Origin of the sequence: Nocardia implantans (assembly GCF_035544775.1) — a bacterium.
Classification (GTDB): Bacteria; Actinomycetota; Actinomycetes; order Mycobacteriales; family Mycobacteriaceae; genus Nocardia; species Nocardia implantans.
Genome location: NZ_JAYKYQ010000001.1, coordinates 485,643 through 505,505, shown reverse-complemented (window position 1 = coordinate 505,505; position 19,863 = coordinate 485,643). Strand labels below are relative to the sequence as shown.

Below are 19,863 nucleotides of genomic sequence, written 5' to 3'. Positions count from 1 at the left end.
CACGTGAATCAAGCCCGGAGAGCCGCCTGCGCGTGCGGGAGAAGCGGGAAAGTTCTGAGCGCACCGGAAGTCGCGCTGAGTAGGTTTCACGTGAATCGGTGCGAGTCCATCGGATCTCGTGTGGAGATGGACAGCGTCTCCACGGCCTCGGCGCACAGTTCGGCTCGGCTGGTCGCGGATGGCCACTCGTAGTTGCCGTTCGATCCCCTTGCCCGAAACGCTCCGGGCGGACGTCAGTTCGCACGACGGCGACCGTCTCGCGCAAAGGCCCGGGGCAATGTTTCATGTGAAACACCCCGCGTGTCGGCGCGAATTCATGCGGTTTTGCGTGTCGCTTTGCGCCTCGCCGCGATTCAGCTTTCTTAAACCGCTCGGTGCTGGCAAGCTAGTGGGCGTCGGGCGTGAGCGTAGGTGCCACGAGGGATCTGGTTGTCCAGCGGCGAGCAGCTCCGCTCGGTCGATCGGGCGCCGCGAAGCCGGTTGTGCATCGTGTTCGAACCGACAAAGGCTGTTGCAGATACGACGCCGACCCGTTCCGTCGCGCGCGTGTTCTGAAGTTTCTCGGGTTAGGAGCTGTCTATGTCGAGCGGTCCGGCGAATGTTTCACGGGAAACAGCGTCGCGTGTGCCGGGGATGCTGGACTCCAGCAATTTCGACACGGAGGCCTTCGGAAGTACACCGTTCGGACACATCTCTCCGAGCGAGACCCCGATAGCCGCCGAAGCCCAACGTGCGAGTCAGATCCTCCATCCAGGAAAGGCGACTGTGCCGAAACCTCATGAGCAACGGATCATCACGATCGCCAACCAGAAAGGCGGCGTCGGGAAGACGACCACCGCCGTGAATCTTGCGGCGGCTCTGGCGCATCAAGGGATGACGGTGCTCGTGATCGACCTCGATCCGCAGGGCAACGCCAGTACCGCCCTGGGCATCGAGCACCATTCGGGTGTCCCCTCCAGCTACGAACTGCTCATCGGCGAGGTCTCGGTCCGGGATGCCATCCAGACGAGCCCGCACAGTGAGCGACTCCTGTGCATCCCCGCGACCATCGACCTGGCGGGCGCCGAGATCGAACTCGTCTCGATGGTGGCCAGGGAGGGACGCCTGAAAGCCGCGATCCAAGAGGCGAATATCGCCGGATACGACATCGACTATGTGATGATCGACTGCCCGCCTTCCTTGGGCCTGCTGACGGTCAACGCGCTCGTCGCGGCGAAAGAGGTGCTGATTCCGATCCAGTGCGAGTACTACGCGCTGGAAGGTGTCGGTCAGCTGCTTCGCAATATCGGATTGGTGCAGGCGCACCTGAACCCGGAATTGCACGTCTCGACGGTGATCCTCACGATGTACGACGGCCGCACCAAACTGGCCGACCAGGTCGCCGAGGAGGTCCGTGGGCACTTCGGTGACGTCGTGCTGCGGTCGGTGATTCCGCGCAGCGTAAAGGTGTCGGAGGCACCCGGTTACGGCATGACGGTGCTCGATTATGATCCAGGCTCCCGGGGCGCGATGAGCTACCTGGACGCCGGACGCGAGATGGCGGCCCGCGCGGTGGCCCCGCGCGTCGCCGCGAAGTCGGCGGAGTGACTCGGCAGGCCGGGCCGGAGCTCGGCACGATCGGGTTTGGTGGCGGAACGAGGAAGGGGTCGGTAGACCGATGAGTCAGGCGAAGAAGGGTGGGCTCGGGCGCGGTCTCGCCGCGCTGATCCCGACGACACCGACGGCAGCACCGGGCCTCAGCAGCGCTGCGGCGAGTGTCATCGGTCTGGACCCCGTCGGGCCGCAGCCTCCCTCCACCTACTTGCATCGGGTACCCGATCCGGCCGACAACGCCGATCTGGAAGCCGGCGGCGCGGTCTATCGGGAGATCCCGCCGGACCAGATCGAGCCGAACCCGAAGCAGCCGCGCACGGTCTTCGAAGAAGACGCACTGGCCGAGCTGGTGCATTCGATCCGCGAGTTCGGTTTGATGCAGCCGATCGTGGTGCGCCGGACCGAACCCGGCGTGGACCGCTATCAGCTGGTCATGGGCGAGCGACGTTGGCGGGCCTGTCAGGAGGCGGGCCTGACCGCGATTCCCGCGATTGTCCGGGAGACCGCGGACGAGTCCATGCTGCGCGACGCTCTGCTGGAGAACATCCACCGGGTGCAGCTGAACCCGCTCGAAGAGGCGGCGGCCTACCAGCAGCTGCTGGAGGAATTCGACGTCACCCACGAGGAATTGGCTGCTCGAATCGGCCGCTCTCGCCCGGTCGTGACGAATATGATCCGTCTACTGAAGTTGCCGATCCCGGTGCAGCGCCGGGTCGCGGCGGGCGTACTGTCCGCCGGGCACGCGCGGGCACTGCTCGGTCTCGAAGCGGGTGCGGACGCTCAAGAGGTGCTCGCCGCCCGAATCGTCGCCGAGGGACTCTCGGTCCGGGCTACCGAGGAAGCCGTCATGTTGGCGAACCGAGAGCAGGACGCGGCCGCGCCCTCTCCCGTCGCCCGGCGCAAGCCGATCGAGATGCCAGGCCTACAAGCCGTAGCCGATCGACTGTCCGGCTCCTTCGACACCCGGGTCCTGGTGAGCATGGGCAAGCGCAAAGGCAAGATCGTCGTCGAGTTCGGGTCGGTCGAAGACCTCGAACGGATCGTCGCCCTGATGGAGCGGAACGCACCCTGAGTGTGACAGAAGTGACGAAATTCAACTTGTGGTTTCGATAGGTGCGGGTTCCCGGCCGAAACGTCACTGTGACGGCACGGTTCCGCGCGGCCGTGGAGCGTAGATCGCTCCCGGCGGAGCAACACAAGTTCTTCCGACCAACAGCACAGCGACATGGAATGAGGCAGGTTCCCGTTGATCGCTTATTCTTGCTGGCGAGCAAACATTGATGCGACGTGAGCGTGGATGAATCGGACAGCTGGAGGCTGAGCAGAGCGGTGTCGACCAGCGTCACAGCACTAACCCTCGGCGGACTGGAGAAGCTTCCCGCGCATGCGCGGCGCTGTGTCTTCTGGGAGATGGACCCCGCGGTGGCCGAGGACTCGCGCAACTTCAGCGATCCGATGTTCGAGAAGGAAGCCTGGCTGTCCACGGTCATGCTGGAGTGGGGTTCGTGCGGGCAGGTGGCGCACGTGGACGGCAACGTCGCGGGCTGCGCCTTCTACGCGCCGCCGAGTGCCGTGCCGCGCGCGACGCTATTCCCCACCTCCCCCGTGAGCCCGGACGCGGTCCTGCTGACCACGCTGCGGGCCGAATTCCCCTATCAGGATGCCGATATCTCCCACCGCCTGGTGCAGGCCGTGGTGGCCGATCTGGTGCGCCGCGGCGTGCGCGCCTTGGAGGCGTTCGGTATCCGCACCGACCCGACGACGCAGGCGCTGTCGGACCGGTCCGGCTCGATGACGCTGCTCGAGCGGATCGTCGCGCCGATCAAGAACGCGGGCCCGGCCGGCGCGAGCACCGAATGCTCACCCGAGAGCTGCATGATCGACGCCGATTTCCTGGAGGATGTCGGCTTCGAGGTCGTGGCCCCGCATCACCGCTTCCCGCGCTTGCGGTTGGAGCTCGCCTCCGATCACGGCTGGAAGGAAGACGTCGAACGGGCCCTCGATCAGCTGCTCGCGGCGGCGTCGATGACCGCCCCCACCCGGATCGGAGCTCGTTGAGTTGAATGCCGAAGCGCCCCCTACCGATCGAAAGGGCAGGGGGCGCTTGGGTTTACGAAAGACCGATGGGCTACATGCGGTCGGCTGCGGCCAGCTCCTCGGCCAGCAGTTCCGCGAAAGTGTATGTGCCGGTGGGCTGATCGTCCTGTCCGAGCAGATACAGCCGCTTCACCGAGATCAGGATGGCTTCGGCGATCACGTCGCGCATGCGCGGATTGGTGAGTACCGAGGCATCGTATTCGTTTGTCAGATAACCGATGTCGACCTGCACGGTGGGCATCTTGGTGAGCCGCAACAGGTCCCAGGTCCGCGCGTGGGTCCTGCAGTCCTGCAAGGAGGTTCGGGCGACGACCTCGCGCTGGATGAACCCGGCCAGCACCTGTCCGATCATGGACACCGAGCCGTGCGAGTTGCCGAAGTAGAACCCGGCTACGCCGTTGGCCAGCGGGCTCGGGTTGACCGCGCAGCGCAGCGAGATCATCAGATCGGCATCGAAGGCGTTGGACGTTTCCGCACGTTCGGCGTCGGTGGGGTTGGCGCCCCACGGCCGCGACAGGAAAGTCTCCATGCCCGTGGCCGCCATCCGGCCCTCCAGACGGCTGGCGAGGTCCCACAGGATTTCCGACTCGTAGACGTCGCCGTACTCGGTGGGCACGGCGCAACCCTTGTCCGGGCCGCCGAGACCGGGATCGATGACGATCCGCTTGCCGGTCAGCTGCGGCCCGGCCCGGTGCACGACTTCTTCCTCGGCGATCCGGTGGGGATTGCCTCCGGTGACCCTGGCGCCGAGCAGATCCAGCGAGCGCAGCGTGTCGGGGCCGCAGATGCCGTCGGCCGACAGTCCGATCTCCCGCTGGAAGGCGGTCAGCGCGTCATGGGTGTGCGGACCGAAATAGCCGTCGACGCGGTGCACGTAGAAGCCGAGGTCCTGCAGCCTGCGCTGGAGCGTGGCCACGTCGTCGCCGTACAGCGGCGCGGAAAGCTGATAGATCAGCGTGCGCGCGCCGAGCCGATACGACGCTTCCTTCAGTGCCCGGTAGGTCGCCGGGCCGACCACGCCGTCGACGAGCAGACCGCGATGCTGCTGGAACGCGCGAACCGCGGAGTCGAGGTGATGGTCGAAGGAGACCTCGGTGTCCTTCCAATACTCGCGTGCGTCCGCGTTGTCGGCCGCGATGTGCGCGTGTAGGAACCCGAGGCTTGCCAGGGTGCTCCGAACCTCTGCTACGGCTGGACCGGAATCGCCGTGACGAAGTCGGTGCATGCGTGAGAGCCCTTTCCTTCCGTCAACCCGCGGGTTACCCACTCATGCGATGGGCTACACCTTCGCACGACCGGAACGTCGGTCGATTGTCTCAGACCCGGACCGGGTTTCGACAATCCCCGGGTCCAGGCATCCTACGGCGCGCCCTCAGATGACGTCTTCGAGTTCGCGCAGAAGAGCCGCCTTGCCCTTCGCTCCGACGATCTGCTTGACCGGCTTACCGCCGCGGAACAGCATCATAGTGGGCAGCGAGAGGATCTGATAATCGCGGGCGGTGCTCGGGTTGGCGTCCACGTCCAGCTTCGCGACGGTCAGCTTGTCCGCGTGCGTGCCCGCGATCTCTTCCAAGACGGGCGCGACCATCTTGCACGGGCCGCACCAGTCGGCCCAGAAATCGACGAGGACGGGCTTCTCACTCAGCAGCACGTCGTCGGCGAAGGACGCGTCGGTGACGGTGACCGTGTTGGCGGACTCGGACATGGTTGTTCTCCTTGCGATACAGCGAGACGAAAGTGTGTGGCTCGTCCGGCGCGAGCTCAGTTGGCGGCCACCGACTCACCCGCGTGGGCGAGGGTGTTGGACGTGATGTCGCCCTGCTCGGCCAACCAGCGCTCGGCGTCGATGGCCGCGCGGCAGCCCGTGCCCGCGGCGGTGATCGCCTGCCGGTAGGTGTGATCGACCAAGTCGCCCGCGGCGAAGACACCGGGGATGTCGGTCGCGGTTGTCGGGTCCTTCACCAGCACGTATCCCTCGCTGTCCAAGGCGACCTGGCCTTTGACGAGTTCGCTGCGCGGGTCGTGGCCGATCGCGACGAACAGGCCGGTGGCGGGCAGCTCGGAGGTCTCGCCGGTGCGGGTGTCACGCAGGGTCAGGTGGGTGACGCTGTTCTCACCGTGCACCTCGGCCACTTCGGCGTTGAGCACGAACTTGATCTTCTCGTTCGCCTTCGCGCGTTCCAGCATGATGCGGGAGGCGCGGAACTCCTCGCGTCGGTGCACGATGGTCACGCTGGAGGCGAACTTGGTCAGGAAGGTCGCCTCTTCCATCGCGGAGTCGCCGCCGCCGACCACCACGATGTCCTGGCCCTTGAAGAAGAAGCCGTCGCAGGTGGCGCAGGCGCTGACACCGCGGCCGAGCAACCGCTGCTCGCCGGGAACGTTCAGGTAGCGCGCGGCCGAGCCCATGGCGAGGATGACGGCGTAGGCCTGGAAGGTCTCCCCGCCGACGACGACCTTCTTGATCGGTCCGCTCAGGTCGACGGCCTCCACGTCCTCGGTGCGGATGTCCGCGCCGAACCGCTTGGCCTGCTCGCGCATCTCCTCCATGAGATCGGGGCCCATGATGCCGCCGCGGAAACCGGGGAAGTTCTCGACCTCGGTGGTGGTCATCAGCGCACCGCCGAACTGGGTCCCCTCGAACTGCAGCGGCTGGAGCTCGGCGCGGCCAGCGTAGACGGCGGCCGTGTAGCCGGCGGGGCCGGAGCCGATGATGATCAGATCGCGAACTGGCGCGCCGGTGTCGCTTTTTTGCTCGCTACGCTCGCTCATGGGGCCCTTCCGGGGAGATTCGATTCGGACGTGTCGGTCAACAACAGGGTAATGGCTGTTGTTCCCGCGTCGGCGGCGTCACACCGCCCACGTGGTCCAGATCGCAAGGTCAGCCGATGTCCTGCAGCGCCTTCCGTTGTGGATCGCCGGTGCCGCAACCGGTTCCGACGACCAGCGCGGTGATCTTGGGCGGCCGCCCCACCGCGGTGATCTCGGGCTGCTGGGGGCCGGTGAGCAGGATGAGCACCGCGTTGCCGCCCTGGAAGCGGATGTCGGTCGAGCCCAGGATCGTGCGGTCGAGACCGTTCGCCCGTACGCAACGCTCCAAAGCGTCCGAGCCGGCCAGCGCTCCGGTGACGTTGTGCCTGCCCAGTGCGCCCAGGGCCACGGTGGCGGTGAGATCGTCGCCCCAGTCGTCGTTGCCGGTGGTCGGCTGGGCGGTGGGCGCGGGGGCGTCACCGCCGGGGGTTGTCGAAACCCAGACGCCCGCGCCGACGACCGCGACGATCGCCGCGGCCGCCGCGGCGAACCAGCGCAACCTGCCGCGGCGACGCTCGTCCGAAGCCACCGGAGTCGATTCGGAAACGTCTGCCTCGCCGGTGGTTTCGATCACCCGTCGGGACGCAAGCCCATGAACCGTGGCGCCATCGGGCGGCTCCAGCTCGTCGACGAACCGAGCGAGGCGGGCCGCCACGTCGTCCGGCATGGCATGGACGATGCGCTCGTCCCGGCCCAGGGCACGCAGTTCGGCGCTCACCTCGTCCAGCGCGTGCAGATACCGCACCGCCTCCTGGTCGCGCGAGACGCTCGGCCACAACCGCTCGCGCTGCTGCGGCGTCACGTTGCCGGCATGCAGGTCGGCCAGGAATTCGGGCGTGAACGGAGGCTCCGGCACGGACTCGGTAGCCATCGCACCTCCGTTGTTCGCATCGGACATCGCGGGGACCCCTTCGCCGACGGGGCCTGTCTCTGATTCGTTCAGTGGTTCGTCACTGTTAATGACGCATCCCAACTACCCCCGGTTCCCCGGATCACGCAGAAAATCCAATCGCTCTTTCAACCGCTGCCGTGCGCGAGCGCACCGGCTCTTGATCGTCCCCTCGGGCACGCCGAGCAACGCCGCCGCCTCGGCCACGCTATACCCCTCCACATCCACCGCCACCAGTGCGGTCCGCTGATCCGGCGGCAAGGAGAACAATGCCCGGTCGATGACCAACGACATCTCCGCCTCGGCCATCTCGTCGCGGGTGTCCTTCGGCTCCGGCAACGATTCCGGCGACAGCGACAACGCGCGCCTGGTCTTGTTGCGCCGGATCCGGTCCAGGCACGCATTCACCACGATCGCGTGCAACCAGCTGCGCACTTCCGCTTCCGCCCGGAACGAGCCCGCGGTGCGATGTGCCGACAAGAGCGCGTCCTGGAGTGAATCGGCCGCGTCCTCCCGGGTGTAGGAGGTGCGCAGCGCGGTCTGCCACAGGTGATCGTTGTGTCTGCGCAGCAACTCCGCGAACGCGTACCGTTCACCGGCGACATGCGCTCGCAACAACTCCACGTCGGTGCGTTCACCGAGTTCGGGGGAACGCTCGCGAAACATCACCGGCTGCGACGCCCCCCTGCCGAGCTCCTCGTTCACTTCCGACGACAATGCCAACCCCTTGGACAGCCCTCACGGCGGCAACGGGCATGGTCGACCATCACCGAGACTTCGCAGCATCCAGGAACGAAAACGCCAGAACCTGGGAAGCTCCCCTGCTGAGAGCGCTCGAAGATCATATCGCCCGTAACGTTTTGGCAGCAACCAAGTGATCGGGCCGGATACGGAGGATTGCGCGGCGCTCGATACCGCGTTACGAGGGGGCTCGCACCGCCGAAGGCGCGGCCCGGACCGGCTACGGCGCGGCGTCGAAACGGATGTCGGCGATGGCGGTCTGGAACTGTCCTCCGGAATTCCCCAGTCCGGTGATCCAGACGAGCACGTAGCGGGCGGCTTGATCGGCGCGCACCGGGATGTCGGTGACGCCGTCGTCCAGCCGGGCGGAACCGATCAGCTGGGTCTGATCCAGCGTCGGGGAGCCGGTGGGCGAAGTGCGGATCTCCACCGAAGTCCCCGCGCTGGGCGAGTTGATCGAGACGTTCGTGAGCTTCGCGGGGGCCGGCAGCGTGGCCAGCAGACCGACCCCCTTCTTGAGTGCCGGGAACTGCTGGAAGTACTGATCGGTGCGCCACTGGGTGCCGGGATCGTTGTCCAGCACCGCGTGCACGTTGGCGACACCGTCGGCGGTGCCCTCCGGCGAGAACACCGATACGCCCGTCACCGGGACCGGCACACCCGTCGAGGTGAGGCCGGGACCAGCGGCGGCGGGCGTCGGCGCTGGCTGGTTGTTCGTCGTCAGGCCGATATTGCGCTGTTCGTTCAGCGGCGCGTCGGACGCGCTCGGCGCGAACACGCTGACCATCCACCAGATCACGACGCCGACCACCAGCGCGGCGAGGATGCCGAGGCCGACCATGATCCACATCATCCGCTGGGAGCGTTCGCGTTCGGCCGCGAGCAGTTCCGGATCGGCCAGCGAGTCGTCCATATTGGCGGGAGCGCGCTGGCCGAGCCGCAGCACCGGGATGAAATCGGTCTTCTGATCGACCACCGAAGCCTGCTCCAGCACATGCTGGACCGTCGCCGCCGTCCGTACGCCCTTGTTCGACTCCAGTGAGCGCACGGCGACCGCGGAGATCTCGAACGGCACTTCGGGACGGATCTGGCGCGGTTCCACCGGCGTGCCGTCCGGGCCGAAATCGGCCGGCCGCAGGCCGCCGACGGTCGCGGCGGCGCCGCTGACACCGCCCGAGCGGATCGGCCAGCGGGCCGTGATCAGCGCGTAGAGCATCGCGCCGAGACCGCGTACGTCGGACTGCGCGTCGGAGTCGGACAAGGTGCCGGGGAAGGCGAGCACGGCGTCACCCGAGGCGCTGATGCGCACCCGATCGGGATGGTCGATGGACAGCGATCCGCCGCCGCGGTGCGCCAGCTCGGCCGCCGAGGCGAGGGCGCGGATGGCGCGTGCCGCACCGATCGGGGAAGGCACCGTCTCGGCCATCTCGCGCAGCGAACGGCCCGGCGTCCATTCCGCGACCACGATGCCGCCGGAGCTGCCGCGCACGACGTCGAGCACGCGGGCGAGGCCGGGCGAGTTGATCCGGCCGAGGCGCAGCGTCCTGGACAGGATCGCCTGGGGACCGTCCTGCCCGGAGTTCTCCGTCGCCTTCTGGTCGGCGTCGACGAAGGTCAGCGCGACCTCACGATCGAGTTTGATGTCCAGCGCCTGCCAGAACTTCAGGCCGCGGGCGCCGCCGTGACTGGCCAGCAGGCGGTAACGGCCGCCCGCCACCGACGCGCCCGGAATCAGCTTGGGACCGCGCGGGATTCGCCGTGCGCCCAGATTCTCGCCACCCATCGGCGGCATCTCCGGCGAGCCGACGGGGATCATCCCGGTGTCGTACATCGGATCGCGCGGCGGCAGCTGGTTGTCCTGCGGCCTCGCCGCGTTCTGCTCCGGCCCGGCGGTGCCCGGTTCCTTGTTCGCGTACGCGGGATCCAACGGCTCCCCCGCGGTCGGCGGTACATCGGTGGACAGTCCGCCGGGCGTGGTCGCAGAAGAATCGGCGGCTGGGACGCCGCCCACCGCGTCGTCGCTCACCCTCGGTCCTCCTTCGCCCTGGTATGTCGAGGTTCCGGCGAATTCGCCACTTGTGCTTCTCTGCCGAACAGGGTACGGGAACTCACCCATGCCGGTGCGGTCAACGGCATCGGGTCTGATCACAGGAAGCACCATGGTCTGGGCGTCCATGTACGGATCGAACCGCGGGTATGCCAAGTACGGGTCGGGCCTGCGCAGCACCTGCGTGACGTACGGATCCTCGACCGGGCTCTCCAGGTCGAGTTCCGGCGCGGGCGGGGTCCAGCCGAGGCGCCGCGAGACGGACACGGTGATGGCGACGATCTCCGGAATACCGGCGAGTCGCATCAGGCCGAAGGCCACCGCGAACATGACGATCGCGGTGATCGCCACCCGGATCAGCGAACCGGGTCCGCCGAAGGACGCGGTCAACCGATCCAGGCCGAGTACCCGGTCCACGATCCACATCACCGCGCCGCCCGCGAGTGACGCAAGTACGACACGGGTCACCGTTCGGCCGACGTTCGCCATGCGCAGGTCACCGAGACTGCGGTGCAGCAGAAAACCGCCCACCACGGCGCCGACCGCGAAGCCGAGCCCGTTGGCGACGCCGAGCGCGACCACCACGTGCTCGGCGTCGGTGACGACCGGGGCCAGCGCGGAGAAGACGATCTTGGCCGCGGTGATGCCGAGGATGATCCAGGTGGGAATCCACGCCTGCTCCCTGGCGTAGAACACGCGCAAGTGGATCAGCACCAGCGAGTACGGGATCAGCGCGAACGCCGACCAGCTGACCGCGAGTCCGAGACGTTCGGCGTCGGATCCGAAATTGCCGTAGCCGTAGAGCGCCTGCCCGACCTGCGGACCGGCCAGCGTGAAGAACGTGACCACGGGGACCAGCGCGATCATGGTCAACCGGGTGGCGGCGGAGAGATCGTCGACCACGGCGGGCGTGTCGTCGGCGGCGGCGTTGCGGCTCAGCCGGGGCATGATCGCGGTGAGCACCGTGACGCCGAGCACGCCGTAGGGCAGTTGCAGCAGCAGCCACGCGTTGTTGTAGATCGCCGGGCCGGCCTCGTCGGCGTGCGCCGAGATGCGGGTGGCGAAGACGAAACCCGCCTGGCTGATCAAGACGTACAGGATGATCGCCGCGCCCATGCCGCCGAACTGCTTGAGGCGATCGTCGATACCCCACAGCGGCCGCAGGTCGATGCCCGCCCTGCGGATCGCCGGAACGAGGCTGACCGCCTGCACCACCACACCCAGCGTGACGCCGACGCCGAGCACCAGCAGCTTCGGGTCGCTCATGCGGACCGGGTCCAGCGTGATCTCACCCGGCATCACGACGTACAACCCGAGCACGGTGAGGACCACCAGGTTGTTCAGCACCGGAGCCCATGCGCCGGGTTTGAACATCTGCTGGGTGTTGAGGATCGCCGTGAGCAGCGCCGACATGCCGTAGAACAGGATCGCCGGCAGCAGCAGGAAAGCCAGCGCCGTGGTGAGCGCGGTGTTGACCTGGCCGTCGTCGGGCAGGAAGACGTATGTGGTCAGCACCGGCGCCGCGGCGGTCGCCAGCAGCGCGGCAGCGGCGAGGACCACGAAAGCCGCGGTCACCAGGCGCCGGACGAAGGCCGCTCCCCGGTCGGGATCCTCCTGCTCCGCGCGCACCAGCGTGGGCACCACGATCGCGGTGAGCACCGCGCCGAGCACCAGTTCCGCGATCATGTTCGGGATCTGGCTGGCCACGGTGAACGCGCTGGCGATGGCGGGGCCGAGCACGGTCAGCAGCAGCAGCTGCTTGCCGAACCCGGTGATCCGGCTGATCAGCGTCGCGAACGCGATCGACCCCGAATCGCTCAGCAGCCGGGAGGTCGCACTCTGCTTCGAAGCCTCCGCTTTCGGCGGCTCCTCGGTGGCGGTGGCGGCCGGCCACTCACTCGTCCGTGGGCGATCCGGTTGCGCGGGCTCGTGCCGGACCGGGGCGGCCGGTCGTTGCCGCGGCGGCGGGAACTGCTGCGGCTGCGACGGGGCGTAGCGCGGCGGCGGCACCCGATCGGATTCCGGCGGGACGGCGGGCATCGCCGCCGGGATCGGACCGGATTGCGGGGGCCGCGGGGCAGCCGGAATCGCTCCGGAACGGGGTGCGCGTGGCGCCGCCGGGATCGGACCGGATTGCGGGGGCCGCGGGGCAGCCGGAATCGCTCCGGAACGGGGTGCGCGTGGCGCCGCCGGGATCGGACCGGATTGCGGGGGCCGCGGGGCAGCCGGGATCGCGCCGGACTGCGGAGGGCGTGGAGCAGCCGGAATGGCGCCGGACTGCGGAGGGCGTGGAGCAGCCGGAATGGCGCCGGACTGCGGAGGGCGTGGAGCAGCCGGGATCGCTCCGGGCTGCGGCGCCCGCGGCGGGAGAGGCGGCGGAGCCTGCCGCGCGCCTGCGGGCGGACCGGAAGGCGCGGGCCCAGGGCGAGCGGGGCCGGGCGGGACCGGCCGGGGCTGGCCGGGTCCGGCCGCCGGCGGCGGAGCGGGATATTGCCGTGGGTTCGGTACCGGCCCGGGACGCGGCGGTGGCGGCACGGGCGGCCTCGGTTGCCCGGCGGGTGGCGGCGGCGCCATGTGCTGACCAGGACGCGGCTGCGGCGCGGCCGGAGGACGACTGATCTGCGGCACCCTCGGCGCCTGGCCGTCGTCGTACTGACCGCCGTTCACACCCTGGTGTTCGGCTTCGGCCGCAGCGGGGCCGCGTTCCCACGGCGCGGCCGGCGCCCGGCGAACCGGTGGCCCGTCGAGCCGGTCGCTTGGTCGAGGGCGATGAGCCGATATGTCATCGTCGCTCATCATGCCTCCTGTACCAGCCGGGATATCCGCACCCCCATCGGTGCGGTGAGCCGCGGCTCGCCGCAATGGTTCGCCGTGATCGGCGAACATTCTGTCAGTGGTCCCGGTCCGGATCGCACCGGCTCGGCAACACCGTGATTGTCCTCCACCGTGCCACACGACAACGCGGTACCCCGCATCGACGCAGGTCGCGGCGGTTTACCCGGTCCAGTCGAAGCGGGATCGGTCACCGCGTCTCCTGCAACTGCTCCTGCTCTTGTTCCTGCGCCCGCAGTACGCGCATGCGTGCACGCCGGTAGCGGTTGACCCGGCGCCTGGTGCTCGGATCGAAGCCCTCGTCGGCCGGATCGGGCTGCCCGCGGAACCGGCGCCACAAACGGCGGCCGGCCAGCAGGAGCAGCAGGAGTGCGGCGCATCCCGTAATTATCGCCAAGGCCTTGCCGTAGGCATTCGAACGCACCGAGACCTGGGTGGGATTGCCGAGCGCGACGCCCTCCGGCGTGGTGAGCGAGATCGGGATGACGAGGTTCCTGCTGTCGCTGACCTCCGTGGGGATCTGGAAGGACCGCGACCCGTTGGCCGGGAGCTGTTGTTCGCCGGGATCGGTGATCTTCGTCTCGTTCGGCGCCTCGATCCGGAACTTGACCCGGATGGCCACCGGCAGATCGTTGCGCGCGACCAGCAGCAGGGGGCTCTGCTCGGACGCGAGCGTGTACACCCCGCCCGGCGGCAGCACGGTGACCGAGCGATAGAGCTTGTCCATCGTGCGGGTGTTCTGGTCCAGCCGACGCTGGGCGAACGTGTCCGGCGGGGCGGCATCGCCCGCCCGCCGATCCGAGAGGCTGAGCACCCGCAACAGGTCGTCACGCAGCGGCGTCAGGAAGTCGTGCGGCGTCGGTTCGGCCTCGGGCACGTCCACCAAGGCGCGCATCATCTCGGTGATCCGGCGGCTCTGCTCGCGCACCGGCGGCAGGAATCGGTCCGGCACCGCGTCCTGCGCGGCCTGCGTCAGGTAGTCCAGCTGATAGGGCTGCGGATCCGGCGGCAGCGCCACCAGATCGTGGAACGGACGCGCGGTGGCGAGGTTGCCGCGCAGCATCTGGTCGACTTGCCGCAGCAGTGCGGTCGCCTCGTCCCGGTTCGCGCCCCACTGCTGTGGCGGGACGAGCAGCAGCGACCGGGACCGGTTGGCCTCGGGATGCAGCGCGCTCCACGAAATCGCGCCGAGAGCGTCCTGCAAGCGCGCCGCGCGCGAATCGTTGGTCACGTCGTAGCGCACCCGGGACGGGGTGAACGGCGGGGTCGGCGGATTCGAGCCCACCGCCGCGAGCGCGGTCGCGGACCAGATGTCGAACGTCACCGCGTGCAGAGCGGGGTCGGCGGCGGGCGCGGGGGCACTCGCTGCGGGCGCCGGACTGCCCGTGACCTGCGGCGCCGGTCCGGCCGGTTGGCTGGCGGTGATGTCGGGCAGCCGGACCACTTCCGGGACCGCCGCGTCCGCGCTGGACAGCGCCTCGTTCGCACCGGCGGTGGACCGGCCGCTCTCACTGCTCGACTGTGCCCAGTCCACGCTGCCCTGCGGAACGGCCGCCGTCGAGGCGAGCACGGCGGTGCCGAAACCGTGACTGCTCAACAGGGCTCCCGCCCCCTCATCGATGCTGCCGGAATCCGGCAGGCTCACCCCGCGCACCGATCGGGTGGACAGGATCGAATCGATGATCTCGGCGGGTTCGTTGAGCGCGCGCGCGGACAGCGCCGGATCGTTGACCGCAGCCAACGCGGTGAGATCGACCTGCGCGAACGGCAGCGCCACGGTGCACATCGACCCGGCCAGCGCGCGCAACCGGTCCAGCCAGGTCTGGGCCTGCTCGGCGCCTGCGCCCGCCCTGGTCGCGCCATCGGGATCGGACGGGCTGGCCAGCACGCGATAACCCCTGGTCATCGCGCGCACCGTGAGCAGCAGGTCGGGGTCGACGGCCAGGCACACCGCCGAGGCCAGCTCGGCGTTGCGGCCCCCGCTCGTGGTCAACGTCCCTTCCAGCGCGGCCAGCAACTGATCCAGTCGCCCGCCCTTGCCGAGCGAGGCGGCCAGTTCGTCGTCGGTGAGCTCCACCTTGCCGTCCACGCTGCCGGGATGACCCCCGACCTGCCGCGGCCGGTCGGCCAGCGGCCACAGCAGCGTGGTCGCCACCGGAGCGTCGGTGGGCGCGGGCACCGGAGCCTCGTCGCCGGGAGCGGGTGGCACGCCGAGCACCGGGAGCAGGAATCTGGCGTCGTCGAGCCTGGCCTGCGTGCCGTAAGCCGGTTCCCCGTTGACGTTCAGCAGCAGTGGGTAGATGCCAGGCTCCGTGATCCGCAACGAGGTGGCGCCGGTCTCCGAACGCAGCGGGATGCTCAACGTGAACTGTTTGCGCTGCCCCGGGTTCAGCCGCTCCGCCACGTCCTCGAAGTCGCCGTTCACGTCGTAGTTGACCTCGTCGAGGCGCAAAGTGGCGCGCAAGCCGACCGGCGTGGTGATCGCCGCCGCCCGCTGCACCCGGATGCTCACGTCGTCCACCACACGGTCGCCGATGTTGGTGACCGTGCCCGCGACCGTGAGCACCGGATCGCTGCCCGCGGTGACTGTGGTCGGCGTCACCGAATCGAGGGACAGCTTCAAGAATTTGGGATTCGTCGAGGTGCCGGACCCGGTCGGCTGCGCTCCGGCCGCCGCGGAATCGAGCAGTGGCAGCGTCGTCACCGGGCCGAGGATGGTCAGGACCGCCACGAAGATCCGGAACAGTCCACGCGTCATCGCTTGCCGGTCTCCATCCGGTCGATCAGCTTGTTCGCCATCTCCGCCAGCCGCCGCTCGTCGGCGTAGGCCAGCCGAGAATCCAGTTCACTCAACGGAACCCAGGCAACCTGGGTCACTTCCACGTCGGCGTCGGACAGTTCGCCACCGACCGAACGCAGCAGATAATGATGCACCGTTTTGTGTACCCGCCGACCATCGGTCACGAACCAGTAATCGATGCTGCCGAGTTCGGCGACCACGACACCGTTGATGCCGGTCTCCTCGGCGACCTCGCGGATCGCGGTCTGCTCGGCGGTCTCACCTTCTTCGATATGTCCCTTCGGCAGCGACCACAGTAACCGCCCGCGACGATCGGTGCGTCCGATGAGGGCCGCGCTGCGCGCTTCGCGAGGACCGTCGAGGCCGTCTACGACCAGTCCACCCGCCGAAGTCTCCCGCACCGTGCGCATCCGTGGCTTCGCGGCATTGGCGGCATTGGCGGCCGAACCGCGGCGCCGAGGCTGGCGGCGTCGACTGTTCGCACGATCGGCCGGAGACACCTGGCAATCCTACTGTGTTGTTTTGGCCACGCCTTCGGCGCGGCGGATGCTCGGTCTCGCTTCGCTCGAAAGTCGTGGTGGAGGTGAGCTGAGCGCGTTCGATTGTCGGGCCTGGGTGTGCGGGGTGCGCGGTTCGGAGAGGGTGCTCGTTCGGTCGGGGCAACGATGCCCGCGTGACAGGTGCTCGGTCTCGCTTCGCCCCACGATCGTGGGGTGAGCTGGGCTGAGTAGCCGGTGGACGGATTCGACGGGAGGCTGCGGGGTGCGCGTACGCCGCTGGCTGGGCTCATGTCGGTGTCCTTATATATCTGGGCTGCTGCGTGGGGCTTGGCTGCCATCGCTGTTGGCATGGCTCGGTAAGCTGCTCATTCGTGGTTGCGCCGAGGTCCCAGGACGCTGTGCTGGATAGACGTACCCGATTGCTGGCCGCCGCGGCGGTGACGCTCGGGGGGCTGTCGGATGTGCTGACGCCGCTGGGTGAGATGTTCGCGGCGCGGGGGCACGAGTTGTACCTGGTGGGCGGGAGCGTGCGGGACGCGGTGCTCGGCAGGCTGGGGACCGACCTGGATTTCACCACCGACGCGCGGCCGGACGCGGTGCAGGGCATCCTGCGCGGGTGGGCGGACCATCTGTGGGACACAGGAGGTCTGGCGTTCGGCACGGTCAGCGCGGCCAAGGACGGTCAGCAACTGGAGATCACCACCTTCCGCGCCGACAGCTACGACCGGGTGTCGCGCAACCCGCAGGTGACCTTCGGTGACTCCCTCCAGGAAGACCTGGTGCGCCGCGACTTCACGGTGAACGCGATGGCCGTGAAGATCGGCGCGGACGGCGCGCTGGAGTTCGTCGACCCGCTCGACGGCATGACCGCCCTGCTCGACGGGGTGCTGGACACGCCTGCCGCGCCGGAGGATTCGTTCAACGACGATCCGTTGCGCATGCTGCGGGCGGCGCGGTTCGTCTCCCAGCTGGGGTTCGAGCCGCATCCCCGCGTGCGCGCCGCGATCACGGCGATGGCCGATCAGATCGACCGCATCACCGCCGAGCGGGTGCGGGTCGAGCTGGACAAGCTGATCGCCGGCGCGCATCCGATCGACGGCATCAACGTCATGTGCGAGACGGGACTGGCGCAACGGGTGCTTCCCGAGGTGCCCGCGATGAAGCTCGAGATCGATGAGCACCACCAGCACAAGGACGTCTACTGGCATTCGCTCACCGTGCTCGAACAGGCCATCGACCAGGAGGAGGGCGACCCGGACCTGGTGCTGCGCTGGGCCGCGCTGCTGCACGACATCGGCAAGCCGGACACCAAGCGCAACGAGCCGGGCGGCGGCGTCAGCTTCCACCATCACGAGGTGGTCGGCGCCAAGATGGTACGCAAACGGATGCGCGCGCTGAAGTACCCGAAGCAATTCACCGAGGACGTCGCCCGGCTGGTGTTCCTGCACCTGCGCTTCCACGGTTACGGCAAGGGCCAGTGGACCGACTCCGCGGTGCGCCGCTACGTCACCGACGCCGGCGAGCTGCTCCCCCGCCTGCACAAACTGGTCCGGGCCGACTGCACCACCCGCAACAAACGCAGGGCCGCCGCGCTACGCGCCACCTACGACGAGCTGGAAGCGCGGATCGAGCGGTTGCGCGAGCAGGAGGATCTGGCCAAGGTCCGCCCGGACCTGGACGGCAACGCGATCATGGAGCTGCTCGGCCTGCCCCCGGGCCCTGAGGTCGGCCGGGCCTGGCGGCACTTGAAAGAACTGCGCTTGGACCACGGCCCGCTCAGCCGGGACGAAGCCGAGGCCGCGCTGCTCGAGTGGTGGAAGACGCAGGGCTGAGCAGGTCAGAAGACGATCAGGGTGGTGCCGGCCAGGATCGCCGAGCGCATCTGGGCCAGGTCGAAGGACCCGGAGATCTCCGGCAGCTCGACCCGGAAGCGGATCAGGTCGCCCTCCCGTGCGGCGCGTACGATCCGCGCGTTCTTCGGCAGCTGCTCGAGCGGTAGGGCGGGCACGTCGATCATGCGCCGCGGGACACGGAAGCCGAGCCAGGTCACCCGGCGCACCGCGATATCCAGGCGGTTGTCCGTGACCGTCGCGTCCACCAGGGCGGTGACCAGCCGACGGCGGTGCCTGGCCCGGATCAGCCCGCTCGGGTGCACGTCCAGCTCCCAGTCCAACGGCTGGGTGTTGAGCCATCCGACCAGCGCCGCCGTGGTGACGGTGCCGATCAGATCGAGCCGGGCGGTACGCACTTTGGTCGGCACGCCCGGGATCAGGCGTACGCCGTGGGCGATCACCGTCACGGACTCGATCGGGTGATCGTCCCAGCGCAGCCGCGACAGCACGGTCTTGGTCTGGAAGTGCGCGCCGCGCCTGCGCACCTTCAACACCTGCAGGGTGGCGTGCAGATCGTGACCGAGCAGGGTGGCGCTGACTTCCTGTCCGCCGAACCGGCTCAGGATGCCCTCGCTGAGCATGGTCATCAGCACGTCCGGCAGCAGCGCCGTGACGGTGCCGGCACCGAGGTCGGCGACCGGATCCATCCAGGCCGTGCTGAGCGTGACCCACTGCTCCAGCCAGGACTGATCGAACAGGCGCTTTCCGAGATCGACGGCCCGCAGCGGCGACCAGGACTTCGGATCGAAATACGTGGCCATGATTGGATCGAGCGTACTTGGCGCGCGGCCCGAGACCGGTGGGTTGTGACCCAGGTCGCGTGGACCCGCGGTCCTTGCCCGCGGCAACGCTGGAGCACGAGAATCGAAAATGGTCACACACCGCTGGGAGGACGCAGATGGCGCTGGATCTGAACAGTGATCTCGGCGAGGGCTTCGGCCCGTGGACGATGGGCGACGACGCCGCCATGCTCGACATCGTGACCAGCGCGAACATCGCCTGCGGATTCCACGCGGGCGACCCCGCGATCATGCGTAAGACGTGCGCGCTCGCGGTGGCGAAGGGAGTGCGGATCGGCGCCCACGTCGGTTACCGCGATCTGGCCGGCTTCGGTCGGCGTGCGATCGCCGTAGCACCCGGGGAACTGCGCGACGAGGTGCTGTATCAGATCGGCGGCCTCGACGCTTTCGCGAAGGCGGCCGGTGACCGGGTGCGCTATGTGAAACCGCATGGGGCTCTTTATCACTCGGCTGCGCGCGATCGAGAATTGGCCGACGCGGTACTGGCCGCGATGACGGAGTACGACCCGCGGCTGGCCCTGCTCGGCCCGGCCGGCACCCAGCTGGAGTCGGCCGCGGAAGCCGCCGGGGTGCGCTTCGTCGGAGAAGGGTTCGCCGACCGCGCGTACACCCCCGACGGCTCGCTCGCGCCGCGCGGCACGCCGGGGGCGGTGTTGGGTCCGCAAGAGGCGGTGGCTCAGGCGATCTCGATCGCGAAGTCCGCAGCCGCGCGCACCGCGGACGGTTCCGGCGAGGTCGCGGTGCGCGCCGCCAGTATCTGCGTGCACGGCGATTCGCCCGCGGCGGTGGAGATGGCTCGCCACATCCGCACCGCGCTGGACGAAGTCGGGGTGCCGGTGGAGCCCTTCGGCTAGAGGTGAG

Annotated in this window: 14 protein-coding genes; 5 read left to right on the top strand and 9 right to left on the bottom strand. The window is 68.7% G+C overall.

Going from position 1 to position 19,863, the window contains the following annotated elements; genetic code table 11:
- Positions 1-633 precede the first annotated feature (633 nt).
- The 3 genes from U3653_RS02335 to U3653_RS02325 all read left to right on the top strand — a co-directional run bounded on the left by U3653_RS02335 (position 634) and on the right by U3653_RS02325 (position 3,651).
- Positions 634-1,587, top strand: a complete 954-nt coding sequence (locus U3653_RS02335; RefSeq protein ID WP_397069391.1) for a ParA family protein — start codon at positions 634-636, stop codon at positions 1,585-1,587.
- Positions 1,588-1,657: 70 nt separating this feature from the next.
- Positions 1,658-2,665 (top strand): ParB/RepB/Spo0J family partition protein, encoded by a 1,008-nt coding sequence (locus U3653_RS02330; RefSeq protein ID WP_195079571.1) that lies wholly within the window; start codon positions 1,658-1,660, stop codon positions 2,663-2,665.
- A 257-nt stretch (positions 2,666-2,922) separates the two neighbouring features.
- Positions 2,923-3,651 carry a GNAT family N-acetyltransferase gene (locus U3653_RS02325; protein WP_195079870.1) on the top strand — a complete coding sequence of 243 codons (729 nt, stop codon included), beginning with the start codon at positions 2,923-2,925 and terminating at the stop codon, positions 3,649-3,651.
- Positions 3,652-3,721: 70 nt separating this feature from the next.
- On the opposite strand, the gene U3653_RS02320 is transcribed toward U3653_RS02325, so the two are convergent.
- The 8 genes from U3653_RS02320 to U3653_RS02285 form a co-directional block, all read right to left on the bottom strand.
- Entirely contained in the window at positions 3,722-4,915 is a 1,194-nt protein-coding gene (locus tag U3653_RS02320; protein WP_195079570.1) for an N-acetylmuramoyl-L-alanine amidase, read from the bottom strand.
- 147 nt (positions 4,916-5,062) lie between these two features.
- Positions 5,063-5,395, bottom strand: a complete 333-nt coding sequence (gene trxA, locus U3653_RS02315; protein WP_067810231.1) for a thioredoxin — start codon at positions 5,393-5,395, stop codon at positions 5,063-5,065.
- Positions 5,396-5,451: 56 nt separating this feature from the next.
- Positions 5,452-6,462, bottom strand: coding sequence for a thioredoxin-disulfide reductase (trxB, locus tag U3653_RS02310; RefSeq protein WP_067810229.1), 1,011 nt, complete (start codon positions 6,460-6,462; stop codon positions 5,452-5,454).
- A gap of 109 nt (positions 6,463-6,571) precedes the next feature.
- Positions 6,572-7,372 (bottom strand): RsmA family anti-sigma factor, encoded by an 801-nt coding sequence (locus U3653_RS02305; protein WP_195079569.1) that lies wholly within the window; start codon positions 7,370-7,372, stop codon positions 6,572-6,574.
- A 102-nt stretch (positions 7,373-7,474) separates the two neighbouring features.
- A complete protein-coding gene (sigM, locus tag U3653_RS02300) occupies positions 7,475-8,056 on the bottom strand; it encodes an RNA polymerase sigma factor SigM (protein ID WP_195079869.1) in 582 nt (193 codons plus the stop codon).
- Positions 8,057-8,351: 295 nt separating this feature from the next.
- Positions 8,352-12,218 (bottom strand): lipid II flippase MurJ, encoded by a 3,867-nt coding sequence (locus U3653_RS02295; protein WP_323124344.1) that lies wholly within the window; start codon positions 12,216-12,218, stop codon positions 8,352-8,354.
- A gap of 982 nt (positions 12,219-13,200) precedes the next feature.
- Positions 13,201-15,768 (bottom strand): DUF6049 family protein, encoded by a 2,568-nt coding sequence (locus tag U3653_RS02290; RefSeq protein WP_195079568.1) that lies wholly within the window; start codon positions 15,766-15,768, stop codon positions 13,201-13,203.
- Positions 15,765-16,310 carry an NUDIX hydrolase gene (locus U3653_RS02285; RefSeq protein ID WP_195079567.1) on the bottom strand — a complete coding sequence of 182 codons (546 nt, stop codon included), beginning with the start codon at positions 16,308-16,310 and terminating at the stop codon, positions 15,765-15,767. The genes U3653_RS02290 and U3653_RS02285 overlap by 4 nt, the downstream gene beginning before the upstream one ends.
- 398 nt (positions 16,311-16,708) lie before the next feature.
- Between U3653_RS02285 and U3653_RS02280 the strand changes: the two genes are divergently transcribed.
- Positions 16,709-18,142 carry a CCA tRNA nucleotidyltransferase gene (locus U3653_RS02280; protein WP_195079566.1) on the top strand — a complete coding sequence of 478 codons (1,434 nt, stop codon included), beginning with the start codon at positions 16,709-16,711 and terminating at the stop codon, positions 18,140-18,142.
- 5 nt (positions 18,143-18,147) lie between these two features.
- Here the strand turns inward: U3653_RS02280 and U3653_RS02275 are convergent, their stop codons facing one another.
- Entirely contained in the window at positions 18,148-18,963 is an 816-nt protein-coding gene (locus tag U3653_RS02275; RefSeq protein ID WP_195079565.1) for a hypothetical protein, read from the bottom strand.
- 137 nt (positions 18,964-19,100) lie between these two features.
- On the opposite strand from U3653_RS02275, the gene U3653_RS02270 reads away from it, so the two are divergent.
- A complete protein-coding gene (locus U3653_RS02270) occupies positions 19,101-19,856 on the top strand; it encodes a LamB/YcsF family protein (protein ID WP_195079564.1) in 756 nt (251 codons plus the stop codon).
- Positions 19,857-19,863: the final 7 nt, after the last annotated feature.

Excerpts from the sequence above, each read along its gene's own strand:
- U3653_RS02335 (WP_397069391.1), top strand. The coding sequence starts at position 634 with ATGCTGGACTCCAGCAATTTCGACACGGAGGCCTTCGGAAGTACACCG.
- U3653_RS02330 (WP_195079571.1), top strand. The coding sequence starts at position 1,658 with ATGAGTCAGGCGAAGAAGGGTGGGCTCGGGCGCGGTCTCGCCGCGCTG.
- U3653_RS02320 (WP_195079570.1), bottom strand. The coding sequence starts at position 4,915 with ATGCACCGACTTCGTCACGGCGATTCCGGTCCAGCCGTAGCAGAGGTT.
- trxA (WP_067810231.1), bottom strand. The coding sequence starts at position 5,395 with ATGTCCGAGTCCGCCAACACGGTCACCGTCACCGACGCGTCCTTCGCC.
- trxB (WP_067810229.1), bottom strand. The coding sequence starts at position 6,462 with ATGAGCGAGCGTAGCGAGCAAAAAAGCGACACCGGCGCGCCAGTTCGC.
- U3653_RS02305 (WP_195079569.1), bottom strand. The coding sequence starts at position 7,372 with ATGGCTACCGAGTCCGTGCCGGAGCCTCCGTTCACGCCCGAATTCCTG.
- sigM (WP_195079869.1), bottom strand. The coding sequence starts at position 8,056 with ATGTTTCGCGAGCGTTCCCCCGAACTCGGTGAACGCACCGACGTGGAG.
- U3653_RS02295 (WP_323124344.1), bottom strand. The coding sequence starts at position 12,218 with ATGCCCGCCGTCCCGCCGGAATCCGATCGGGTGCCGCCGCCGCGCTAC.
- U3653_RS02290 (WP_195079568.1), bottom strand. The coding sequence starts at position 15,768 with ATGACGCGTGGACTGTTCCGGATCTTCGTGGCGGTCCTGACCATCCTC.
- U3653_RS02275 (WP_195079565.1), bottom strand. The coding sequence starts at position 18,963 with ATGGCCACGTATTTCGATCCGAAGTCCTGGTCGCCGCTGCGGGCCGTC.
- U3653_RS02270 (WP_195079564.1), top strand. The coding sequence starts at position 19,101 with ATGGCGCTGGATCTGAACAGTGATCTCGGCGAGGGCTTCGGCCCGTGG.